This is a genomic window from Micromonospora humi (assembly GCF_900090105.1).
GTDB lineage: Bacteria > Actinomycetota > Actinomycetes > Mycobacteriales > Micromonosporaceae > Micromonospora > Micromonospora humi.
This window is the reverse complement of record NZ_FMDM01000001.1, coordinates 489,955-508,384: the sequence shown is the minus strand read 5'-3', so window position 1 is coordinate 508,384 and position 18,430 is coordinate 489,955. Positions and strand designations below refer to the sequence as shown.

Sequence of the window (18,430 nt, the reverse complement as noted above, 5' to 3'; positions counted from 1 at the left end):
TGATGAAGGATGTTTTTAGGTTTTTGGTGCTTTCTTCCCTCTATGTGCGGTCAGCTGACCGAGGGCCTCCTCGATCCGGTCGACGCCGGCCCGCAGCGACATCTGCCCGAGGTAGGCATCCCGGCCACGCCGGCCCATGTCGACCCGGGCCGCCGGGGGGATCGCCGCGGCCAGCCAGAACCGGTCGGCCAGCGCGGCCCAGTCCTCGGGCGGGCAGGACAGCCCGGCCCGGGTCCGCTCCACCAGCTCAGCGGCGGCACCGCCGGTCGAGGCGACCACCGGCGCGGCACAGGAGAGCGCGGCCGGCAACTTGCCGGGCACGGTGGCGCGAAGCTCCGGCAGGTCGCGCTGCATGACGAGCTGGTAGTCGGCGGCCGCGTACAGCTGCGGCATGTCCGCCGGTGAGCGCCGCTCGACGAACCGGACGTTGTCCGCGCCGAGCTCGGCCGCCAGGCCGCGCACCCGCCGCTCCTCGCTGCCCGACCCGACCAGGACCAGGTCCATCCGGTCACCGAGCGCGGCCGCCGCCCGCACCGCCGTCTCCAGACCCTGTCGCACGCCGATCGTGCCGGCGTGCATCACCACGCAGCGGTCGTCCCGGCGGATCAGTCGGCGCGCCACGGAACCGGCTTCGGCCGGCCGGAACAGACGCTCGTCGGTCCAGGTGGGCACCGTACGCACCCGTTCCGGCTCGGCGCCGCCGGCCAGCACCAGCTCGCGCATGGACGGCGCGCCGACCACGACCACGTCCGCCTCCCGGTACAACCGGCGCAGGCCGGCGTCCAACCGGCCCGCCCGGCGGCGCGACTCCCCCGGCCGGGCCGCGTCCTCCTCCGACCAGACGTCCTGCACGTGCAACACCGTCGGCACCCGGCCGAGCAGGCGCAGCAGGCCGGTGGCGGCGAACGTCACGGCGGGGAGCTGGAAGACGTAGAGGGCGTCGAGATCCCGGAAGTAGCGGCGGCCGGCGAGCGCGACGCTGCCGGCGAAGGAGAGCCAGTTGGCGGTCCGGGCCCGGGTCGAACCGTCGCCGCCGGAATACCGGGGCACCCGGCGAACGGTCAACCGCTCGCTGTGCGTCCGGTGCCGCCACCGCTGCCGCCAGCCCGGATAGACGTGGCCGCCGGGGTAGTCCGGGAAGCCGGTGAGCACGCGCACCTCGTGCCCGCGGGCGGCCAACTCCTCGGCCAGGCTGCCCGGGACGAACGCCGGCTCCGGCGGGAAGTGGTACGTCAGGATGCCGACTCTCACGTCCACCCTCCCGGCGCGGCCGGCCGGACCGTCGGCGCCGGTGCCACGTACGATGCCGGCATCCCCTCCGTGACCACCCGCGACCGGCGGCCGCCGACCGTCGCGGCGCCGCGCGGTGTCACCGCGCCGACCAGAGGGGTCCAGATGCTCGACGAGGTGCTCTTCGTCTGCCAGGCCAACATGTGCCGGTCGCCGATGGCCGAGTTCATCGCCCGCCGGCTGCTCGCCGACCTCCCGGTGACCGCTACCAGCGCCGGCACCGAGGCGGTCGACGGCGCGGCCATGCATCCGTACGCCGTCGAGGTGGTCACCGCGGCGGGCGCGGACGTCACCGCCTTCCGGACCCGCCGGCTACGGGCGGAGCACCTGACCGCGGCCGATCTGGTGCTGACCGCCACCCGGCAGCAACGCTCCGCCTGCACCGCGCTGGCGCCGGCCGCGCTGGGCCGCACGTTCACGCTGCACCAGTTCGCCCGGTTCGCCGCCGCGGCGGCGCCGGCCGGCGCGACCGGCGACACCCCGGTGCGGGCGGCGGTGGCCGCGGCCGTCCGCGCCCGGGGGCGGCTGCAACCCGCCGCCCCCGGCGCGGACGACCTGTGGGACCCGATCGGTGGCTCCCCGGCCGACTTCCGTCGCTGCGCCGAGGAGATCGAACGGTCGATCCGGCCGGTATGCGCGCTCATCGCGACAGCCGGGTGAGTTCCTGCGTCCGGTTCTCCTCGGCGGGTGGCGCGCCGCGCCGCGCCGCCTCGGCCCGGTCCGCGGGCACCGCGGTCGGGGCGGGCGGCACGACCACCTTGTACGTCTCGTACTGGTAGGCGTCCGCCTTGCCCACCTTGGCCATGTTGAGCACGCAACCGAGCAGTCGCACCGACACCGAGCTGAGCGACCGCGCCGCGGCGGCCACCTGCCCGCGCGAGGTCCGCCCCTGCTGGGTGATCAGCAGCGCGCCGTCGGCCTGCACGGCCACCACCACACCGTCGGTGACCGCCAGCAGCGGCGCGGTGTCGATGATCACGATGTCCGCGGACTCGCGCAGCGCCACCAGCAGGTCCGACATCGCCTTGGACCCGAGCAGCTCGCTCGGGTTCGGCGGGGCGGCGCCACTGGGCAGCACCAGCAACGACTTCTCGCCCCAGCGCTGCACCACGTCACCGACCTGGACGTCACCCACGAGCACGTCGGTCAGCCCGACCCCGCCGTCGACGCCGAGGTAGTCGGCCACCTTCGGGCGCCGCAGGTCGGCGTCGATGAGCAGCACCCGCCAGCCCGCCTCGGCCAGCGCGATGGCGGTGTTGCAGGCCATCGTGGTCTTCCCCTCGCCCTGCAGGGCGCTGGTGACCGCGATGACCCGGGCCGGCTCGTGCACGTCCACGAAGCGCAGGTTGGTGCGCAGCTTGCGGACCGCCTCGGCGCGCGCCGAGGTGGCCGCGTCGCCGACGATCAGCGGGGCCGCCTTGGCCCCGGACTCGAACGGGATCTCCCCCAGCAGCGGACTGCCGGTCACCCGCTGCAGCGCCGCGGCGTCGCGCATCCGCACGTCGGCCAGGCCGCGCAGCACGGCCAGGCCGACGCCGGCCAGCAGGCCGAGCAGTCCACCCACGACCAGGTTGCGGAACGGCTGCGGCGAGACCGGGCTGGACGTCACCCGCGGGCCGCTCACCACCTCGATCTTGATCGGCGGGGCCTTGCCGTCCCCCGGGGTCTCGACCTTCCGGACCAGCTCGGTGAACTTGGTGGCGAGCGCCTCGGTGGTCTTCAGCGCCCGGGTCTGGTCGGTGTCGGTGAGGGTGGCCTTGAGCAGCACCGTGCCGGTGGTAGCGGATGTGGTGATCCGGCCGCGCACCTGGTCGGCGGTGAGCCCGAGCGGCGCGTCGGCGACCACGCTCTGCGCCAGCCGGTCGCTGGTGAGCAGGTCACCGTACGACTTCACCCGCTGCTGCAGGAAGAGGCCGCCCTGGTAGGCGTCGGTCACGCCCTGACTGGGCGTGGTGACGAAGAACGTCACCGTGGCCTGGTACCGCGGCGGTGTCCGGACCGTCACCAGGGCGGCGGTGCCGACGGCGAGCATCACCGTGATCAGCACGATCCACCAGTGGCGTCGGACCAGGCGCAGGTAGCCGAGAACATCCATCACGCTCCCCCTCGCGACACGCCGGTCTGCCGATGAAACTGCACGAAAGCCCCCTAAAACCCACCGTCGTCATGCCAGGATCGAACCGCCCATTAAGCACGTTAGGCGACCAGATGGAATGTAAACGACGCAACATGCTTGCATGACCTGAAACTTCTTATTCCGGATAGGACACGAGGGCAACAATGGATCGTGACGCCACCGCCGCCGAAGACGTCGTGCGACCCCGTAGCCGGATCACCCACCGCGCCGCCACCCTCTCCCTGTTAACGCTGGACACGGCCGCGTGGTGCGGAGGATTCCTCGGCGCCGCCTGGACCCGGTACGAGTTCGACCTGACCGCCACCGGGGGCGCCCGGGTGCTCGCCGTCGCCCTCGCCTGCGCCGCGCTCTACGCGCTCCTCACGTTCGCGCGGTCCCGGCTCTACGGCCGCTACCCGATCGGCAGTGCCGGCGACGCCCGCGGCCTCGCCGGCACGGTCACCATCGCCGCCGTCGTCACGCTCGCCGCCGTGCTGCCCTGGACCGAGCGACCGATCCCGGCGACCACCCCGCTCGTCGGCGGCGCCGTCGCGCTGGTGCTGATGGCCGCCGGTCGCGGACTCTGGCGCGCGCACGCCGACCGCCACCGTCCCGCCGCGCGGCACGCCGAACGCTGCCTGGTGTACGGCGTGGACGCGGCCAGCGAACGACTCGTCCGCGCGCTGCTGCACGACCCGGAGAGCAACTACCGGCCGGTCGGACTGCTCGACGACGCCCCGGAGAGCCGCGGGCTCCGGCTGGAGGGACTACGCGTCCTCGGCGGGCGGGAGCAGGTCGGCGCCGTCATCCGCGGCACCCAGGCCCGCACCGTCATCTTCTCGATGAGCTGCTCGGACGCCGGGCTGCTGCGCGACGTGCGCACCCGCACGCTGGAGGCCGGCGCCGCGTTCAAGGTCCTGCCCCCGGTGCGGGAACTGCTCGACCGGCCGGTCGCCGCCACCGACGTCCGCGACCTCCAGCTCACCGACCTGCTCGGCCGCGCCCAGCGGGTGGCCGAGCTGACCGTCGAACGCGGCGGGCTCGCCGGCCGGCGGGTGCTGGTGACCGGCGCCGGCGGCTCGATCGGCTCCGAGCTGTGCCGGCAGATCGCCCGGTGCGAGCCGGACGAGCTGATGATGCTCGACCGGGACGAGTCGGCGCTGCACGCGCTGCAGATGTCCCTGCACGGCCGGGCGCTGCTGGACGGCCCCGAACTGATCCTGGCCGACATCCGCGACGCCGAGGGCATCGCCCGGGTGGTCGCCGACCGGCAGCCCGACGTGGTGTTCCACGCCGCCGCGCTGAAGCACCTGACCATGCTCCAGCGGCACCCCGGCGAAGCGATCATGACCAACGTCTGGGGCACCCTGAACGTGCTGGAGGCGTGCCGCGACGTCGCCCAGTTCGTCAACATCTCCACCGACAAGGCGGCCAACCCGGCCAGCGTCCTGGGCTACTCCAAGCGGATCACCGAACGGCTCACCGCCCACCAGGCCCAGCAGTTGGGCGGCACCTACCTGAGCGTCCGGTTCGGCAACGTGCTGAGCAGCCGGGGCTCGGTGCTGACCGCGTTCCAGGCGCAGATCCGGGCCGGGGTGCCGATCACGGTCACCCACCCCGACGTGACCCGCTACTTCATGACCGTGCAGGAGGCCGTCCACCTGGTCCTGCAGGCCGCCACCATCGGTCGCGGCGGCGAGGCGCTGGTGCTCGACATGGGCGAGCCGGTCCGGATCGCCGACGTGGCGCGCCGGCTGGCCGCCGAGGCGGACCACCCGGTGGAGATCGTCTACACCGGGCTACGGACGGGCGAGAAGCTGCACGAGCATCTCTTCGGCGCCGACGAGTCGGACACCCGCCCGCTGCACCCGTTGATCTCCCACGTGCCGGTGCCCCCGCTCGATCCGGACGAGGTGCGCGGGCTGGACCCGTACGCCGATCCGGACGAACTGGTCAAGCGGATGGCGGCGTTCTGCGAGACGGTCGGCTCGGCCCTGCCGGCGTTGCCCGGTCAGCGCTGACGCGCACCCCGCTGCGGGCGCCGTGCGGACGCGGCGCCCGCACCGGTCCGACTCGCCACCGGGCCGCCGCCAGCGATAGGGTTGACCCCGGTGTGCCGGGAAGCCTGGTCGGCGATGTGATCAGCCGACCCCTCTTCCCGGAACGGACGCCCCGTGTCTCATCGCCCTCCGCACTCCTCCCGCCTGCTGGCCCGCCGGTCCTGGCCGGAGGCCCGCTTCCTGGCCGACGTGCTGCGCACCGAGACGGTCGGCGGCGGGCTGCTGCTGCTCGGCGCGGTCCTCGCGCTCGTCTGGGCCAACTCGCCGTGGCGCGCGGCGTACGCCGCGCTGGGCGAGTGGGTGCCGTGGCCCGGCGGCGCGGCACTGCACCTCGACCTCGGCCTCGCCGCCTGGGCCGCCGACGGGCTGTTGGCGATCTTCTTCTTCGTGGTCGGGCTGGAACTCAAGCGCGAGTTCGTCGCCGGTGACCTGCGCGACCCCCGGCGGGCCGCGCTGCCGGTGGTCGCCGCGGTCGGTGGCATGGTGGTGCCGGCGTTGATCTACCTGGCGGTGACCGCGAGCGCCGGCGGCGCGGGGCTGCGCGGCTGGGCGATCCCCACCGCCACCGACATCGCCTTCGCGCTGGCCGTGCTCGCCGTGATCGGCTCCCATCTACCGCAGGGGTTGCGGGCCTTCCTGCTCACCCTCGCGGTGGTCGACGACCTGCTGGCGATCACCGTCATCGCCGTGTTCTACACCGCCGACTTCCGGCCGCTGCCGCTGCTCGGCGCGTTGCTGCCGATCGCCCTGTTCGCCCTGCTGGTGCAGCGGCGGCGCACGTGGTGGTGGGCGCTGATCCCGCTCGCGGTGGCCGCCTGGGTGCTGGTGCACGCCTCCGGCGTGCACGCCACGGTGGCCGGGGTGCTACTCGGCTTCACCGTGCCGGTGCTGGCCGGCCGCAACGGCGAGCCCGGGCTGGCCGAGCGGCTGGAGCACCGCTGGCGGCCGATCTCCGCCGGGCTCGCCGTGCCGGTCTTCGCGTTCTTCGCCGCCGGGGTCTCGCTCGTCGACGTCGACCTGGGTGCGGTCGTCCGCGACCCGGTGGTGCTCGGGGTGGCCGGCGGCCTGGTGCTCGGCAAGGTGATCGGGGTGTTCGGCTCGACGTTCCTGCTCGCCCGGTTCACCCGCGCCGAGCTGGACGAGGAGATCACCTGGGCGGACCTGGTCGGCCTGGCGTTGCTGGCCGGCATCGGCTTCACGGTGTCCCTGCTCATCGGCGAGCTGGCGTTCGGTCCGGGCAGCCCGGAGGACGCGCGGGTCAAGGCGGCGGTGCTGGCCGGTTCGCTGATCTCCGCCGCCCTGGCCGCCGTCGTGCTGCTGCGCCGCAACCGGGTGCACCGGCGGATCAGCGAGCGGGAGAGCCGGGACGACGACGGCGACGGCATCCCCGACGTCTACCAGGAGCGGCCCGCCTGACCCGGACGCGCCGGCCGCCGCCCCGCATCGGGACGGCGGCCGGCGCGCGGCGATCAGCGGCGGTGCTCGGCGCGCCGTTCGGCGCCCTCGTCCTCGGTCTCCTCCAGCGCGTCGGCGAACGGCTCGGTGAGGTCGTCACCCGGCACCGCGACCCCCTCCGCGCGGTCCTGCTCGTCCGCGCGACCGCCGGCCGGCGGCTGCGGTGCCGTGGCGCCCCCGGCGAAGCCGTACTCGTTGGGCTCGTCGTGCCTGCTCATGCGCGCAACCTCCCGGTCGTCCGATTCGGTGGCCCGCCGGGCGGCGCTCGTCGCGCCGGCGCGGCGTCACCGGAGGTACTTACCCACGGTGGTGGTTCCTGATCATCCGAGGACCGCTCAGCTCAGCTCCCGGATCGCCTCGAAGATCAGCCAGAGGCCGCAGATGGCGAACAGCACTGCCGCGCCGTAGCGGATGGCCCGCTCCGGCAGGTGCCGGCCGAGCATCCGGCCCACCAGGATCGCCAGCGCGTCCGCGGCCACCATGCCCAGCGTCGAGCCGAGCCAGGTGCCGAACCAGCCGTACTTGGTGGCCAGGGTGATGGTCGCGAGCATGGTCTTGTCCCCCAGCTCGGCGAGGAAGAACGCCACACCGACCGCGACGATCGCCGACTTGGTGCTGCGCTCGGCCTTGCGCTTCTCCTCCTCGGTCAGCTTGTCGCCGCGCAGCGTCCAGGCGCCGAAGCCGAGGAACGCCAGACCGGCGATCAACGAGATCCAGCCCGTCGGCAGGGCCGCGTTGAGGCCGACCCCGATGGCCACCGAGGCCAGGTGGACGATCGCGGTGGCGATGGTGATGCCGATGAGCACCGGCAGCGGGCGGAAACGCGTGGCGAACGTCAGGGCCATGAGCTGGGACTTGTCCCCCAGCTCGGCGACGAAGATGACGCCGAAGCTGACCACCAGCGCGACGAGGAAACCCTCCATGTGAACCTTCCCGATCAAGCCGGGAGGAGAGACAGGGATGCCCTCGACCCGGCTGCGACAGCCTGAGTCGAAGGTCTCGCCCGCCCCGGTGACCGGGGCCGCGTGGCCGGATGCGGAACGCACCAGTGTGTCGACCACGACATTGCGGGCTACTCCCCTTCGCGCCGACCAGCCTAACCGATCACCACCGCAGGCGCCCGCCGGGTGTGGGCGAGGCCACCGGCCTCAGTCGGCCCGGGCCAGGCTCACCCCGAACAGCCCGTCCGGGTCGGTCCAGAAGGCCTGGCGCACGAATCCGGCGCCGGCCAGCTCGGCCGCGATCCCGGCCGGCCGGAACTTGGCCGAGACCTCGGTCCGCAACTCCTCCCCGGCGGCGAACGCGACGTCCAGACCCAGCGCCGCCACCCGCACCCGGGTCGGGCGCTCGGCGCGCAGCCGCATCTCGATCCACTCCCGCTCCGGGTCCCAGACCGCCACGTGGCGGAACGCCTCGACGTCGAAGTCGGCCCCCAGCTCCCGGTTGACCACGCGCAGCACGTTGCGGTTGAACTCGGCGGTCACCCCGGCCGCGTCGTCGTAGGCGGGGACGACCACGCCCGGGTCCTTCACCAGGTCGGTGCCGACCAGCAGCCAGTCGCCGGCCTCCAACGCCGCGCGCGTGGCGGCGAGGAACCCGGCCCGCTCCGCCGGCAGCAGGTTGCCGATGGTGCCGCCGAGGAACGCCACCAGGCGCCGACCACCGGTGGGCAACCGGTCCAGGTGGCGGGTGAAGTCACCCACGATGCCCCGCACCCGCAGCCCCGGGTACGCGGCGGCGATCCGCTCGGTGGAGGAGCGCAACGCGCTGACCGAGACGTCCAGCGGCACGAACGTGCCGAGGCCGCCCTGGCGGGTGAACGCGTCCAGCAGCAGCCGGGTCTTCTCCGAGGAGCCCGACCCCAGCTCGATCAGCGTCTTCGCCCCGGTCATCGCCGCGACGTCGTCGGCGTGCGCGGCGAGCGCCGCCCGCTCGGCCCGGGTCGGGTAGTACTCCGGCAGGCGGGTGATCTCCTCGAACAGCTCGCTGCCCCGGGCGTCGTAGAACCACTTCGGCGGCAGCCACTTCGGCGACGCGGTCAACCCGACCCGTACGTCCTCCCGCAGCGCCCGGTCGAGGTCCTGCTCCTCCAGGTGGATCTCCAGCGGCTCCGCGCTCATCAAGACGTCCTCTCTCCTACCGGTGGATGGGTGGTCAGACGGTGGTCAACTCACGGACGTCCAGCCCGGCGGCGGTGGCCAGCACCAACCGACCCTCGGGCACCGCCCGCCAATCGGGGTCGTCGTCGAACGGCTCGGAGGCCAGCACCACCGAACCGGGGCGCTGCCGCACCGACAGCGCGTGCCCGGCCACGCTCGCCGCCACCGTCGAGCCGTCGGTCAGCAGCAGGTTCAGCCGCGAACCAGGCGCGGCGGCGGTGACCCGTGCGACCGTGCCGGCCACCGCCTCGCCGAGCGTCTCCCCGGCGCGCAACCGGTGCCGCACCAGCGCCCAGAGCACCGCCGAGTCGGTCGGCACCTCCAGGGTGAGCAGGTCCCGCACGGGCAGCCCGGCGGCGAGCGGCACCAGGCTGTCCGGCCAGCCCCGGACCACCCCGTTGTGGCTGAACAGCCAGCGCCCCTCGGCGAACGGCGCCGCCGCGGTCTCGTGCAGCGGCATGCCCACCGTCGCCGAGCGGACGGCGGCCAGCACCGCGCCGGCGGACGTCACGGCGGCCAGCTCCGGCAGGGTCGTGTCGCTCCACATCGGTTGGGCCCGCCGGTAACGGACCGGATCGGTGCCGTCGGGGTACCAGCCGACGCCGAAGCCGTCGGCGTTGATCGTGCCGCCGCCCCGCATGTCGCGCGGCGCCCAGGACTGCCGCAGCAGCCCGTACGGCGGGTCGTGCAGCAGGCTGCCCAGGGTGACCGGTGGACCGAGGTACGCGAGGTGACGGCACATCGGGCCGGTTCACTCCCCGGCGTCGCGGGCGCAGCGGAAGCCGCTGAAGATCTGCCGCCGGATCGGGTAGTCCCAGTTGCGGAACGTGCCCCGGCAGGCCGACCGGTCGGTGCCGAACGAGCCGCCGCGCAGCACCCGGTGCTCCGCGCCGAAGAAGACCTCCGAGTATTCGCGGTACGGGAACGCGGTGAAGCCCGGGTGCCCGTGGAAGGTGCCGGCGGTCCACTCCCACACGTCGCCGATCAGCTGGTGCACGCCGAGCGGCGAGGCGCCGGCCGGGTACGCGCCCACCGGCGCCGGCCACAGGTGACGCTGCCCCAGGTTGGCGTGCGCGGCGGTGGGGTCCTCGTCGCCCCAGGGATAGCGGCGGGAGCGGCCGGTGGCCGGGTCCCAGCGGGCCGCCTTCTCCCACTCGGCCTCGGTGGGCAGCCGCTTGCCGGCCCAGGCCGCGTACGCCTGCGCCTCGTACCAGCAGACGTGCACCACCGGCTCGTCGTCGCGCACCGCGGACCACCGGCCGAACCGGCGGTACGCCCAGCCGTCGCCGTCACGCCGCCAGTGCAGCGGCGCGCTCAGCCCGGCGTCGACCCGGTGCCGCCAGCCGGTCTCGCTCCACCAGCGCGACTGCTCGTAGCCCCCGTCGGCGATGAACGCGCGGTAGTCGCCGTTCGTCACCGGCGCGGCGTCGATGAGATAGGCGGGCAGGTCGACGGTGTGCGCCGGGCGTTCGTTGTCCAGTGCCCACGGGTCGGTGGAGGTGCCCATGGTGAACGGCCCGGCCGGCACCAGCACCTCGCCGGCGACGGCCGCCCGGGGCTCGGGCGGGGGCGGGGCGTCCAGCACCGGGACGCCGTCGCGCAGTTGGTGGGTGGCGAGCATCGTCTCGTCGTGCTGCTGCTCGTGCTGCACGATCATGCCGAACGCGAACCCGTCCTCGACCAACGGGCGGTCGGTGAAGCGGATGCCGTCCAGCAGGTCGTACACCTTGTTCCGCACCGTGCGCACGTAGGCGCGCGCCTCGGCCGGCGGCAGCAGCGGCAGCGACGGCCGGTCCCGCCGCGGCTGCTTGAACGCGTCGTAAAGATCGTCGATGTCGCGGCGTACCGGGTCACGCCCGCCGACGTCGCGCACCAGCCACAGCTCCTCCTGGTTGCCGACGTGCGCCAGGTCCCAGACCAGCGGCGACATCAGGGTGGAGTGCTGCCGGACCAGATCGTGGTCGTCCACCGCGTCGGTCAGCGACGCGGTGCGGGCCCGGGTGCGCTCCAGCTCCGCCGCGATCCTCGTGCGCAGGTGCTCGGCGTCGGTTCCCGGCCGCTCGGTGGTGGTCACCGGTGTCCCCTCTCCGCGGCGGCGCGGTGCCGCCGGATCGCTCGGTGGGTCTGGTCGTGGATCCCGGCCGGCAGGTCCAGCGCGGGCAGCGCGGTCAGCGCCAGGTCGAACAGGGTCGCCGCGGCGGTCGCCAGCGGACGCTCGGCCAGCCCGCGCCGTGCCGCCGCGTGCCACCGGTCGGCCACCGGAGAGGCCGCGGCGAGCGCGTCGCGGGTGGTCGACGGCTCGGCGAAGAGCGCGGCCAGCACCGCCGACGGGACGGTCCACTCCCGGCCCGGCTGGGCGTCGAGGTAGCGCAGCTCCAGGTAGCCGCGCGGCCGGACCGGCGGGAAGAGCGTGCTGACGTGGTATTCCAGGTCGTCGGTGGTGGGCGGGTGGGGCAGCGCCCCGGCCAGCCAGCCGGCGAAGGTCACGCCTTCCGGCGGGGTCCAGTCCGGGCCGTCGCCGCGGACGCAGAGCAGCGGCGCGGCGAGCACGTATCCGGTCCAGGCGGTGACCGGGTCGCGGTCGGCGTGCGCCGGCGACCACACCGGGCGGGTGCGCGCCGGGTCGATCGCCAACCAGGCGGCCATCCGGGCGGACACCCAACCGGTGGGCCGGCCGGCATGCCGGTCGGCGGTGGCGAACGCGGCCAGCAGCGGCGGCCCGACGGCGTGCGCGGCGGCCCACCGCTGGGCCAACTGGTCCGGCTCGCCGGCGTCCAGGCAGACCTGGAGCCCGGCCGTGCTGTACATCATGGCCCGCCCGGCCGGACCGCGCCGGTCGAAGACGCGGCGCATGGCGCGGTAGCGGGGGGTGTCGACGACCGGCCGCGGCGGGCGCCACGGATCCATCCCGGTGTCCCCCAGCACGAGGCCGGCGGCGTCCAGCAGGGCTCGCAGCTCGTCGATGTCGGCCTGGGTGGCGCAGACCAGCGCGGCGACCGACGGTCGCGGCGGAGCGGAGATCTCCACCTGCCCGCCGGGCTCCACGGTCACGGTGCCGCCGTGCCGGAGCTCGTGGGCCGGGCTGGTGGGGTCGAGGGTGACGGGGCCGTGCCGGCCCAGCGCCTCGCGCAGTCGCTCGCGGTCGACCGGACGGGTCGGGTCCGCGGCGTCGTGCACGGTCCATTCCAGTTCGACGCCGGTGAGGGTGGGTGGACCGGTCTTGAAGCAGATCCGGGCCAGGTGGCCGCGGGCCGCGGCCTCGTCCCCCAGGACGGTGGCCCGGTCCAGTTCCGGCGACATCACCACGTGACGGCTCCTCTCGCGGAGACGGGCGACCACGCCGTCGCCCTGGAACCCGACCCCGACGGCTCGGGTCCGCGCGTCCCACCATCCTCTGTCTAGCAGACGGAATCCGCGCGCCCGGAGAGATGAATTTTTGTCCGGATCCGATCGCCTCCGGGCCGGCTCAGTCGTCGTCCTCGTCGTCGGGACCGGGCCTGCGGTCCTCGTCGGCTGACGACTTCTTCGACTTCGGCTCCGGCGGCGTCGGCGCCGCGGCGCTCGGCGCCGTGCCCCGGCAGTAGCTCTCCACCCGGTCGGCGCCACCGGCGGCGGCCACCAGATCGGCGAAGCCCGGCTTGGTCAGGGCCTTGGCCCGTTGCCCCTCCGGCTTGGCCAGGTAGGCGCGGCACTGACCGGCGAGCTTGCCGTCGACCGGCGGCGGGGCCGGGTGCCCGCCGGGGGGCGGCCCGGCGGAGGACGGTGGCGTGGGTGAGGGCGGGGTCGGCGACGCTGCCGCGCCGGACGCCTCGCCGGCCGGGCCGCTGGGCGCCGGCCGCGAGGGCCCGGTGCCGGTGGGGCCGGTGCCGGCCGTCGTCGAGGTCGGCGGGACCACCGGTTCCGGGCCGTGGTCCAGCCGCACGGCGGCGAACGCCACCCCGGCCACCGCGGTGGCGGCGAGTCCGGACAGCGCGGCGGCGATCCGGAGCCGGCGGCGCGGGCGGGGCGCGGGCGCCCGCTCGGTGACCGCGGGGGCGGCGCGGGCAGCCCGGAAGGCGGCGAGCGCCCGTTCCTCGCCGGCCAGTTCGTCACCGGTGGCCGGCGCGGCGGCGGCGGCGAGCAGCCGGGCCAGCGGGTCGCCGCCGGCCGGCGGCGCGGCGCGCGCGGCGTCGAGGCGCCGGTCGGACTCCGCCCGGTCGGCGGGCCCTGCGGGCCCGGGAGAGTTCATGCCGTTTCCCCTCACGTCAGCCCTCCGCCGGCTCGGCCTCGGGCGCGTGCGGCGCCGGACGGTCGGTGCGGGGACGCTGCCGCACGGCGCCCCGGTCGCCCTCTCCGACCGCGCCCGGCGCGTTCTGCGGCGCGCCCTCCGCGGCGCGCTCCAGCATCGCCGCCAACCGGCGCAGCCCACGATGCGCCGCGGTGCGCACCGCGCCGGCTCGCCGGCCCAGCACCCGCCCGGCGGTCTCCGCGTCGAGGCCGACGACGGCCCGCAGCATCACCGCCTCCGCCTCGGCCGGCGGCAGGGTGCGGATCAGCGCCAGCGCGCTCTCGGTGCCGATGGCCTCACCGGCGCGGTCCGCGGTGTCGGCGTCCGCGGCCAGGTCGTTGAGGGCCTGCACGGGCACCGGGACGACCGGCCGCCGCCGCTGGCGGCGCAGGTGGTCCATGGCCCGGTTGCGGGCGATGGTGACGGCCCAGGCGCGGAACTCACCGCCGGTGAACGAGGGCAGGTCGCGGGAGATCTGCAGCCAGGTCTCCGAGGCCACGTCCTCCGCATCGGCACCCACCAACGACGTCAGGTAACGCAGCAGGGCCGGCTGCAGGCCGCGGTAGAGGGAGCGGAACGCCTCCTCGTCGCCGGCCTGCGCCGCGGCGACCGCCTCGTTCAGCTCGGCGGTCACGGGTGCCGCCCCGGCCCGGCCGGCGCCTGCGGCCGGGCGTCCGCCGACCCGGGAGACCACACCGCCATCCGCACCTCGGCCCCCCGCTGAGCTGATCGGCGACCGGCTCGGAGCCGGCGCACACCTGGACACCGCCGCCGGCACGCCGGGGCGGGACATACCGTACCGGCGTCACCGTGCGACCGGGAGCCCGGCCGACCGTGGCGGGGCGAGCCGGTGGCCGGCAAGGCACGGACCGGCGAAAAAGCGAGAGAAATGTCTAAGCCCACCGTCGGCGTGTCGGTGTAACGAAGGCCACCGCGCGGACGCTGCCCATCAGGCGAAATGGGGCGGATCAGGCCGGGAGGAGCGGACACCCGCCCGGAGACCGGCATTATCTGGCCGATCGTACCCGCCCGATCACGGTCAGCGCACCGGCCTACCCGCCCCCGGCCGTTCGGCCGAGCGGCCCGCAGCCGCTCGCCGACCGCGACAGGAGAGATCGCCGGAAATACTCCGGGGCCCGTGTGGGTACGGTATGGGGATGCTCACCTCCGACGTCGTACTCAGCGGTCGGTACCGCCTGGATGACCGTGTCGCCACCGGCGGCATGGGCGACGTCTGGCGTGCCAAGGACCTGGTGCTCGGCCGTCAGGTGGCGGTGAAGGTGCTCCTTCCCGCGCTGGTCAACGACCCCGACTTCATCGCCCGGTTCCGCTCCGAGGCGCGGATCATGGCGTCGCTGCGCCACCCCGGCGTGGTCCAGGTCTTCGACTGCGGCGAGGACGAACTGCCCGACGGCAGCCGCGCCGACTACCTGGTCATGGAGTTCGTCGACGGGGAGCCCCTGTCCCGGCGGATCGAGGACGCCGGCCAGCTCGAGGTCGCCGAGACCATGTCGATCGTGGCCCAGGTGGCGCAGGCGCTGCACGGGGCCCACGGCCGGGGCATCGTGCACCGCGACGTCAAGCCGAGCAACCTGCTCGTGCAGGACGACGGCACCGTCGTCCTGGTCGACTTCGGGGTCGCCCGCTCGACCAACGTCACCAGCATCACCAGCACCAACGCGGTGCCCGGCACCGCCCTCTACATGGCGCCCGAGCAGGCGTCCGGCCGGCCGGTCTCGGGCGCCACGGACGTGTACGCGCTCGGCGCGGTCGCCTACTGCTGCCTCACCGGCAGCCCGCCGTTCACCGGCGACAACCCGCTCCAGGTCGCCGTCCGTCACCTCGACGACGCTCCGCCGGAGCTGCCCGCGGAGATCCCGGCCCCGGTCCGTGAGCTGGTGGCCCGGGCCCTGGCCAAGGATCCGGCCGACCGCTACCCGAGCGCCGCGGCGATGGCCGACGCCGCCCGCGCCGCGCGGAGCGTGTCGCCGACCGCGACGGTGCCGGCGGCGCTGCGCGGCGCGGCCGGCCCGGCGCCGACCCGCGGCGACCAGCCGGTGGTGCGGTCGGCGGCGACCGCCGCGGCCCCCCGCCGCCGGGGCCGGCGCGGCGCGCTGGTCGGCGCCGCGGGCGCGGTGCTGGTGGCGGTGACCGCGCTGGGCGCGATGCTGGCCGCCGCCGGGGACGCGGAGGCACCCGCCACCCAGCTCGACACGAACCCGCCCGCGGTGGCGCCGAGCAACTCGGTCGCCGACACCGCCGTCACCGACGGGCCGACGAGCAGCGTCGACGACAACAACTGGCAGCCGGCCGGTTCGAGCGGTCGGCCGTCGACGTCGACCTCGGTGTCGCCGAGCGCCTCCCCGACCGGGTCGGTCCAGCCCAGCCCGTCGGCCACCCCGTCGACGGCACCGACCGCGCCGAGCACCGCACCGACCACCAGCCCGCCGCCGGCACAGACCACCGCACCGACCGAGACCACCACCACCACGACGGCCCCCGCCGACGGCGGCGGCGACGCGGGCGGCCAGCCGGTCTCCCGGCCCTGATCGCGCCCGGCCCGGTCCCGCCGTCGTCGGCGGGACCGGGCCGGACCGGGATCAGTCCGCGCCGAGCGACGCCACCACCGGTCGGGCCAGCGCACGCCGGGCCGGCACGACCGAGGCGAGCATCGCGGCGAGCACCGCCACCGCGACGATCAGACCGAGCCGCCCCCACGGCAGCACCAGCGTGAAGTCGCCGCCGATGCGTGCCACCACCGCCATCGCCCCCGCCGCGACGCCGATGCCCAGCGCGACGCCGAGCAGCGTGCCGACCAGCGCGGTGAGCACCGCCTCGACCGCGAGGACCGCCCGCATCCCGGCCCGGCTCAGGCCGACCGCGCGCAGCACCGCGTTCTCCCGGGTCCGTTCCACCACCGACAGGCTGAGCGTGTTGGCGACGCCCACCAGCGAGATCACCACGGCCAGGCCGAGCAACGCCGTGACGAAGCCCAGCACCAGGTCGACGGTGCCGGTGAGCATCTTCTTGTAGGCGGCCTGGTCCATCACGTTGACGGTGGGATAGCGGACGACCACGGACTCGACCGCGGCCCGGGCGACGTCCACGCTCACCCCGTCGGCCGGTTCGACCTCGGCCAGGAAGCCGTGCTCGGCCGGGAAGAGACGGCCGAAGTCGGCGTCCGCCATCTCCACCACGTGCCCGGCGGGCACCGCGCTGCCGCCCAGGAGCGGCCCGTCGTCGGCCACCACCGCCACGACCCGGAACGGCCGGCCGGCGACGGTGACCGTGTCGCCCACGGCCCATCCCCGGGCGGCGGCCAGCTCGCGGTGCACCAGCACCGAACCCGGTCCGAGGGCGCCCGGATCGCCGGCGTCCACCGCGGACAACGTCCGCCGGACCAGCGCCGGGTGCGCGGCGCGCACCTCGACGTCGTCGGTCACCCGGCTGCGCTGCTCGTGCACCACGCCCAGCTCCGGCCGGGCGGCCAACTCGCCGGCGAGCGGAGCCGGCAGGTCCGCGCCGATGCCGGTGACCAGGAAGTCCACCCCGACCCGGGCGTCCACCGCGCGCTCGATGCCGGCCTTGACGCTGCCCGCGCCGACCACGAACGACGAGACCAGCCCGATCCCGATCACCATGGCCGTGGCGGTGGCCGCGACCCGGCGCGGGTTGCGTACCGCGTTCGCCACGGCCAGCGCCGCCGGGGCGCCGAACAGCACGCGGGCCGGCACGCCGAGCACCCGGACCAGCGCCGGCACCAGCACCGGGCCGAACGCCACGACACCGCCGAAGGCCAGCAGCCCACCGGCCGCCACCAACGGCACCTGGCCGGTGGGGCCGGCGCCGAACAGCGCCGCCACGCCGGCGGCGAGGACCAGCGCCCCGACCACCAGCCGGACCCGGCCGGCCGGACGGGCCGGCCGGGTCGCCGCGTCGGTTAGCGCCGCCACCGGCGGAATCCGGGTGCCCTGCCACGCCGGCACCGCGGCGGCCCCCACGGTGAGCAGCGTGCCCAACGCCAGCGAGACGAGCACCGTACGGGCGGTCACGGTGACCCCGCCGGCGGCCGGTGCGCCGACGCCGCCCGGCAGCGCGCCGAGCGCGGCGGCCAGCGCGGTCCCGACCAGCACGCCGACCGCGGCGGCGACCAGCCCGGTCAGCGCCGCCTCGGCCAGCACGGCGCGGTAGACCTGCCCCCGGGTGGCCCCGACCAACCGCAGCAGCGCGGTGCGGCGGGACCGCTGGGCGATCACGATGGCGAAGGTGTTGGCGATGACGAAGCCGGCCACCACCACCGCCACCGCGGCGAACGTGCCCAGCATCAGCTCGAACTGCCGCAGGTCGCGGACCGCGTCGGCGACCGCCGCGTCGAGGATCGCGGCCCGGTCCCGCACCGTGACACCCGGCCCCGCCACGGCCCGCACCCGCTCGGCCAGCGCCGCGACGTCCGCGCCGGGCCGCGCGGCCACCATGATCCGCCCGTAGCCACGCTCACCGCCGACCGCGAGGGCGTCCGCGCCGGTCAGGCCGATGAACGGGCCGCCGGCGTCGCGGGCGGTGCCGGCCACGTCGACCGAGCCCACCAGGGTGTACGGCCGGGCCGCGCCGGCCGCCCCGCCGACCGAGACCGGACCGCCGAGGGCGAAGCGTTGCTCGGCGACCGTCTTCTCGTCCAGCACCAGCTCGCCCGCGCGCTGCGGCAGTCGCCCGGCGACCACGTCGTACGACTGGAGGGCCGGCTCGGTGGGGACGGCGGCGAGGACGGCGTAGCCGAGCACCGGCCGCCCGTCGGCGCCGACCACTCCGGCGGAGGCGGTCAGCTCGCCCGCGGCGGCGGCCACCCCGTCGACCGCGCGCACCCGGTCGACCAGTGCCGGCGGCAGGGGCGTGGCGCCGGCGTACGCGGCCAGGTCGGTGTGCCGGTCGAACGCGCCGGCCCGCTCGTACGCGCCGGCCCGCATGCCGTCGGTGAACATCAGGGTGCCGGCGACGAACGCGACACCGAGCACGATCGCCAGCGAGGACAGCAGCAGGCGCAGGCCGTCGGCGCGGATCTGGCGCAGGGTCAGGCGCAGCATCC

Annotated in this window: 15 protein-coding genes; 4 read left to right on the top strand and 11 right to left on the bottom strand. The window is 75.4% G+C overall.

The annotated features are described in order from the left end of the window. Positions 1-15: 15 nt before the first annotated feature. On the bottom strand, positions 16-1,251 hold the full coding sequence (locus GA0070213_RS02245; protein WP_091056665.1) for a glycosyltransferase family 4 protein: 1,236 nt from the start codon (positions 1,249-1,251) through the stop codon (positions 16-18). Positions 1,252-1,320: 69 nt separating this feature from the next. Between GA0070213_RS02245 and GA0070213_RS02240 the strand changes: the two genes are divergently transcribed. Beyond that, entirely contained in the window at positions 1,321-1,950 is a 630-nt protein-coding gene (locus GA0070213_RS02240; RefSeq protein WP_245716214.1) for an arsenate reductase/protein-tyrosine-phosphatase family protein, read from the top strand. Here the strand turns inward: GA0070213_RS02240 and GA0070213_RS02235 are convergent. Next, positions 1,931-3,385 (bottom strand): tyrosine-protein kinase domain-containing protein, encoded by a 1,455-nt coding sequence (locus tag GA0070213_RS02235; protein ID WP_091056198.1) that lies wholly within the window; start codon positions 3,383-3,385, stop codon positions 1,931-1,933. The genes GA0070213_RS02240 and GA0070213_RS02235 overlap by 20 nt on opposite strands. A gap of 185 nt (positions 3,386-3,570) precedes the next feature. Between GA0070213_RS02235 and GA0070213_RS02230 the strand changes: the two genes are divergently transcribed. After that, positions 3,571-5,427 carry a nucleoside-diphosphate sugar epimerase/dehydratase gene (locus GA0070213_RS02230; RefSeq protein WP_091056195.1) on the top strand — a complete coding sequence of 619 codons (1,857 nt, stop codon included), beginning with the start codon at positions 3,571-3,573 and terminating at the stop codon, positions 5,425-5,427. 153 nt (positions 5,428-5,580) lie between these two features. Then, positions 5,581-6,882 (top strand): Na+/H+ antiporter NhaA, encoded by a 1,302-nt coding sequence (nhaA, locus tag GA0070213_RS02225; RefSeq protein ID WP_091056193.1) that lies wholly within the window; start codon positions 5,581-5,583, stop codon positions 6,880-6,882. A gap of 53 nt (positions 6,883-6,935) precedes the next feature. On the opposite strand, the gene GA0070213_RS02220 is transcribed toward nhaA, so the two are convergent. From GA0070213_RS02220 to GA0070213_RS02185, 8 genes are all read right to left on the bottom strand, one after another. Then, positions 6,936-7,139 (bottom strand): hypothetical protein, encoded by a 204-nt coding sequence (locus GA0070213_RS02220; RefSeq protein WP_091056190.1) that lies wholly within the window; start codon positions 7,137-7,139, stop codon positions 6,936-6,938. 117 nt (positions 7,140-7,256) lie between these two features. Further along, entirely contained in the window at positions 7,257-7,844 is a 588-nt protein-coding gene (locus GA0070213_RS02215) for a TMEM165/GDT1 family protein (protein ID WP_091056188.1), read from the bottom strand. A gap of 225 nt (positions 7,845-8,069) precedes the next feature. Continuing rightward, complete coding sequence (egtD, locus tag GA0070213_RS02210) at positions 8,070-9,041, bottom strand: L-histidine N(alpha)-methyltransferase (RefSeq protein WP_091056185.1); 972 nt, start codon at positions 9,039-9,041, stop codon at positions 8,070-8,072. Positions 9,042-9,075: 34 nt separating this feature from the next. Next, positions 9,076-9,822, bottom strand: a complete 747-nt coding sequence (gene egtC, locus GA0070213_RS02205; RefSeq protein ID WP_091056183.1) for an ergothioneine biosynthesis protein EgtC — start codon at positions 9,820-9,822, stop codon at positions 9,076-9,078. 9 nt (positions 9,823-9,831) lie between these two features. Further along, positions 9,832-11,154, bottom strand: coding sequence for an ergothioneine biosynthesis protein EgtB (egtB, locus tag GA0070213_RS02200; RefSeq protein ID WP_091056180.1), 1,323 nt, complete (start codon positions 11,152-11,154; stop codon positions 9,832-9,834). Continuing rightward, entirely contained in the window at positions 11,151-12,386 is a 1,236-nt protein-coding gene (gene egtA, locus GA0070213_RS02195) for an ergothioneine biosynthesis glutamate--cysteine ligase EgtA (protein ID WP_091056177.1), read from the bottom strand. Before egtA ends, egtB begins: the two co-directional genes overlap by 4 nt. Positions 12,387-12,546: 160 nt before the next feature. After that, the gene (locus GA0070213_RS02190; protein ID WP_245716213.1) at positions 12,547-13,308 is read right to left on the bottom strand and encodes a hypothetical protein; all 762 of its coding nucleotides are present in this window, start codon (positions 13,306-13,308) and stop codon (positions 12,547-12,549) included. Between the two features lie 16 nt (positions 13,309-13,324). Beyond that, positions 13,325-13,981 (bottom strand): RNA polymerase sigma factor, encoded by a 657-nt coding sequence (locus GA0070213_RS02185; RefSeq protein ID WP_091056661.1) that lies wholly within the window; start codon positions 13,979-13,981, stop codon positions 13,325-13,327. 523 nt (positions 13,982-14,504) lie between these two features. Between GA0070213_RS02185 and GA0070213_RS02180 the strand changes: the two genes are divergently transcribed. Further along, positions 14,505-15,896 carry a serine/threonine-protein kinase gene (locus tag GA0070213_RS02180; RefSeq protein ID WP_091056658.1) on the top strand — a complete coding sequence of 464 codons (1,392 nt, stop codon included), beginning with the start codon at positions 14,505-14,507 and terminating at the stop codon, positions 15,894-15,896. 51 nt (positions 15,897-15,947) lie between these two features. Here GA0070213_RS02180 and GA0070213_RS02175 read toward each other — a convergent pair whose 3' ends face one another. Beyond that, entirely contained in the window at positions 15,948-18,428 is a 2,481-nt protein-coding gene (locus GA0070213_RS02175; protein ID WP_091056175.1) for an ABC transporter permease, read from the bottom strand. Positions 18,429-18,430: the final 2 nt, after the last annotated feature.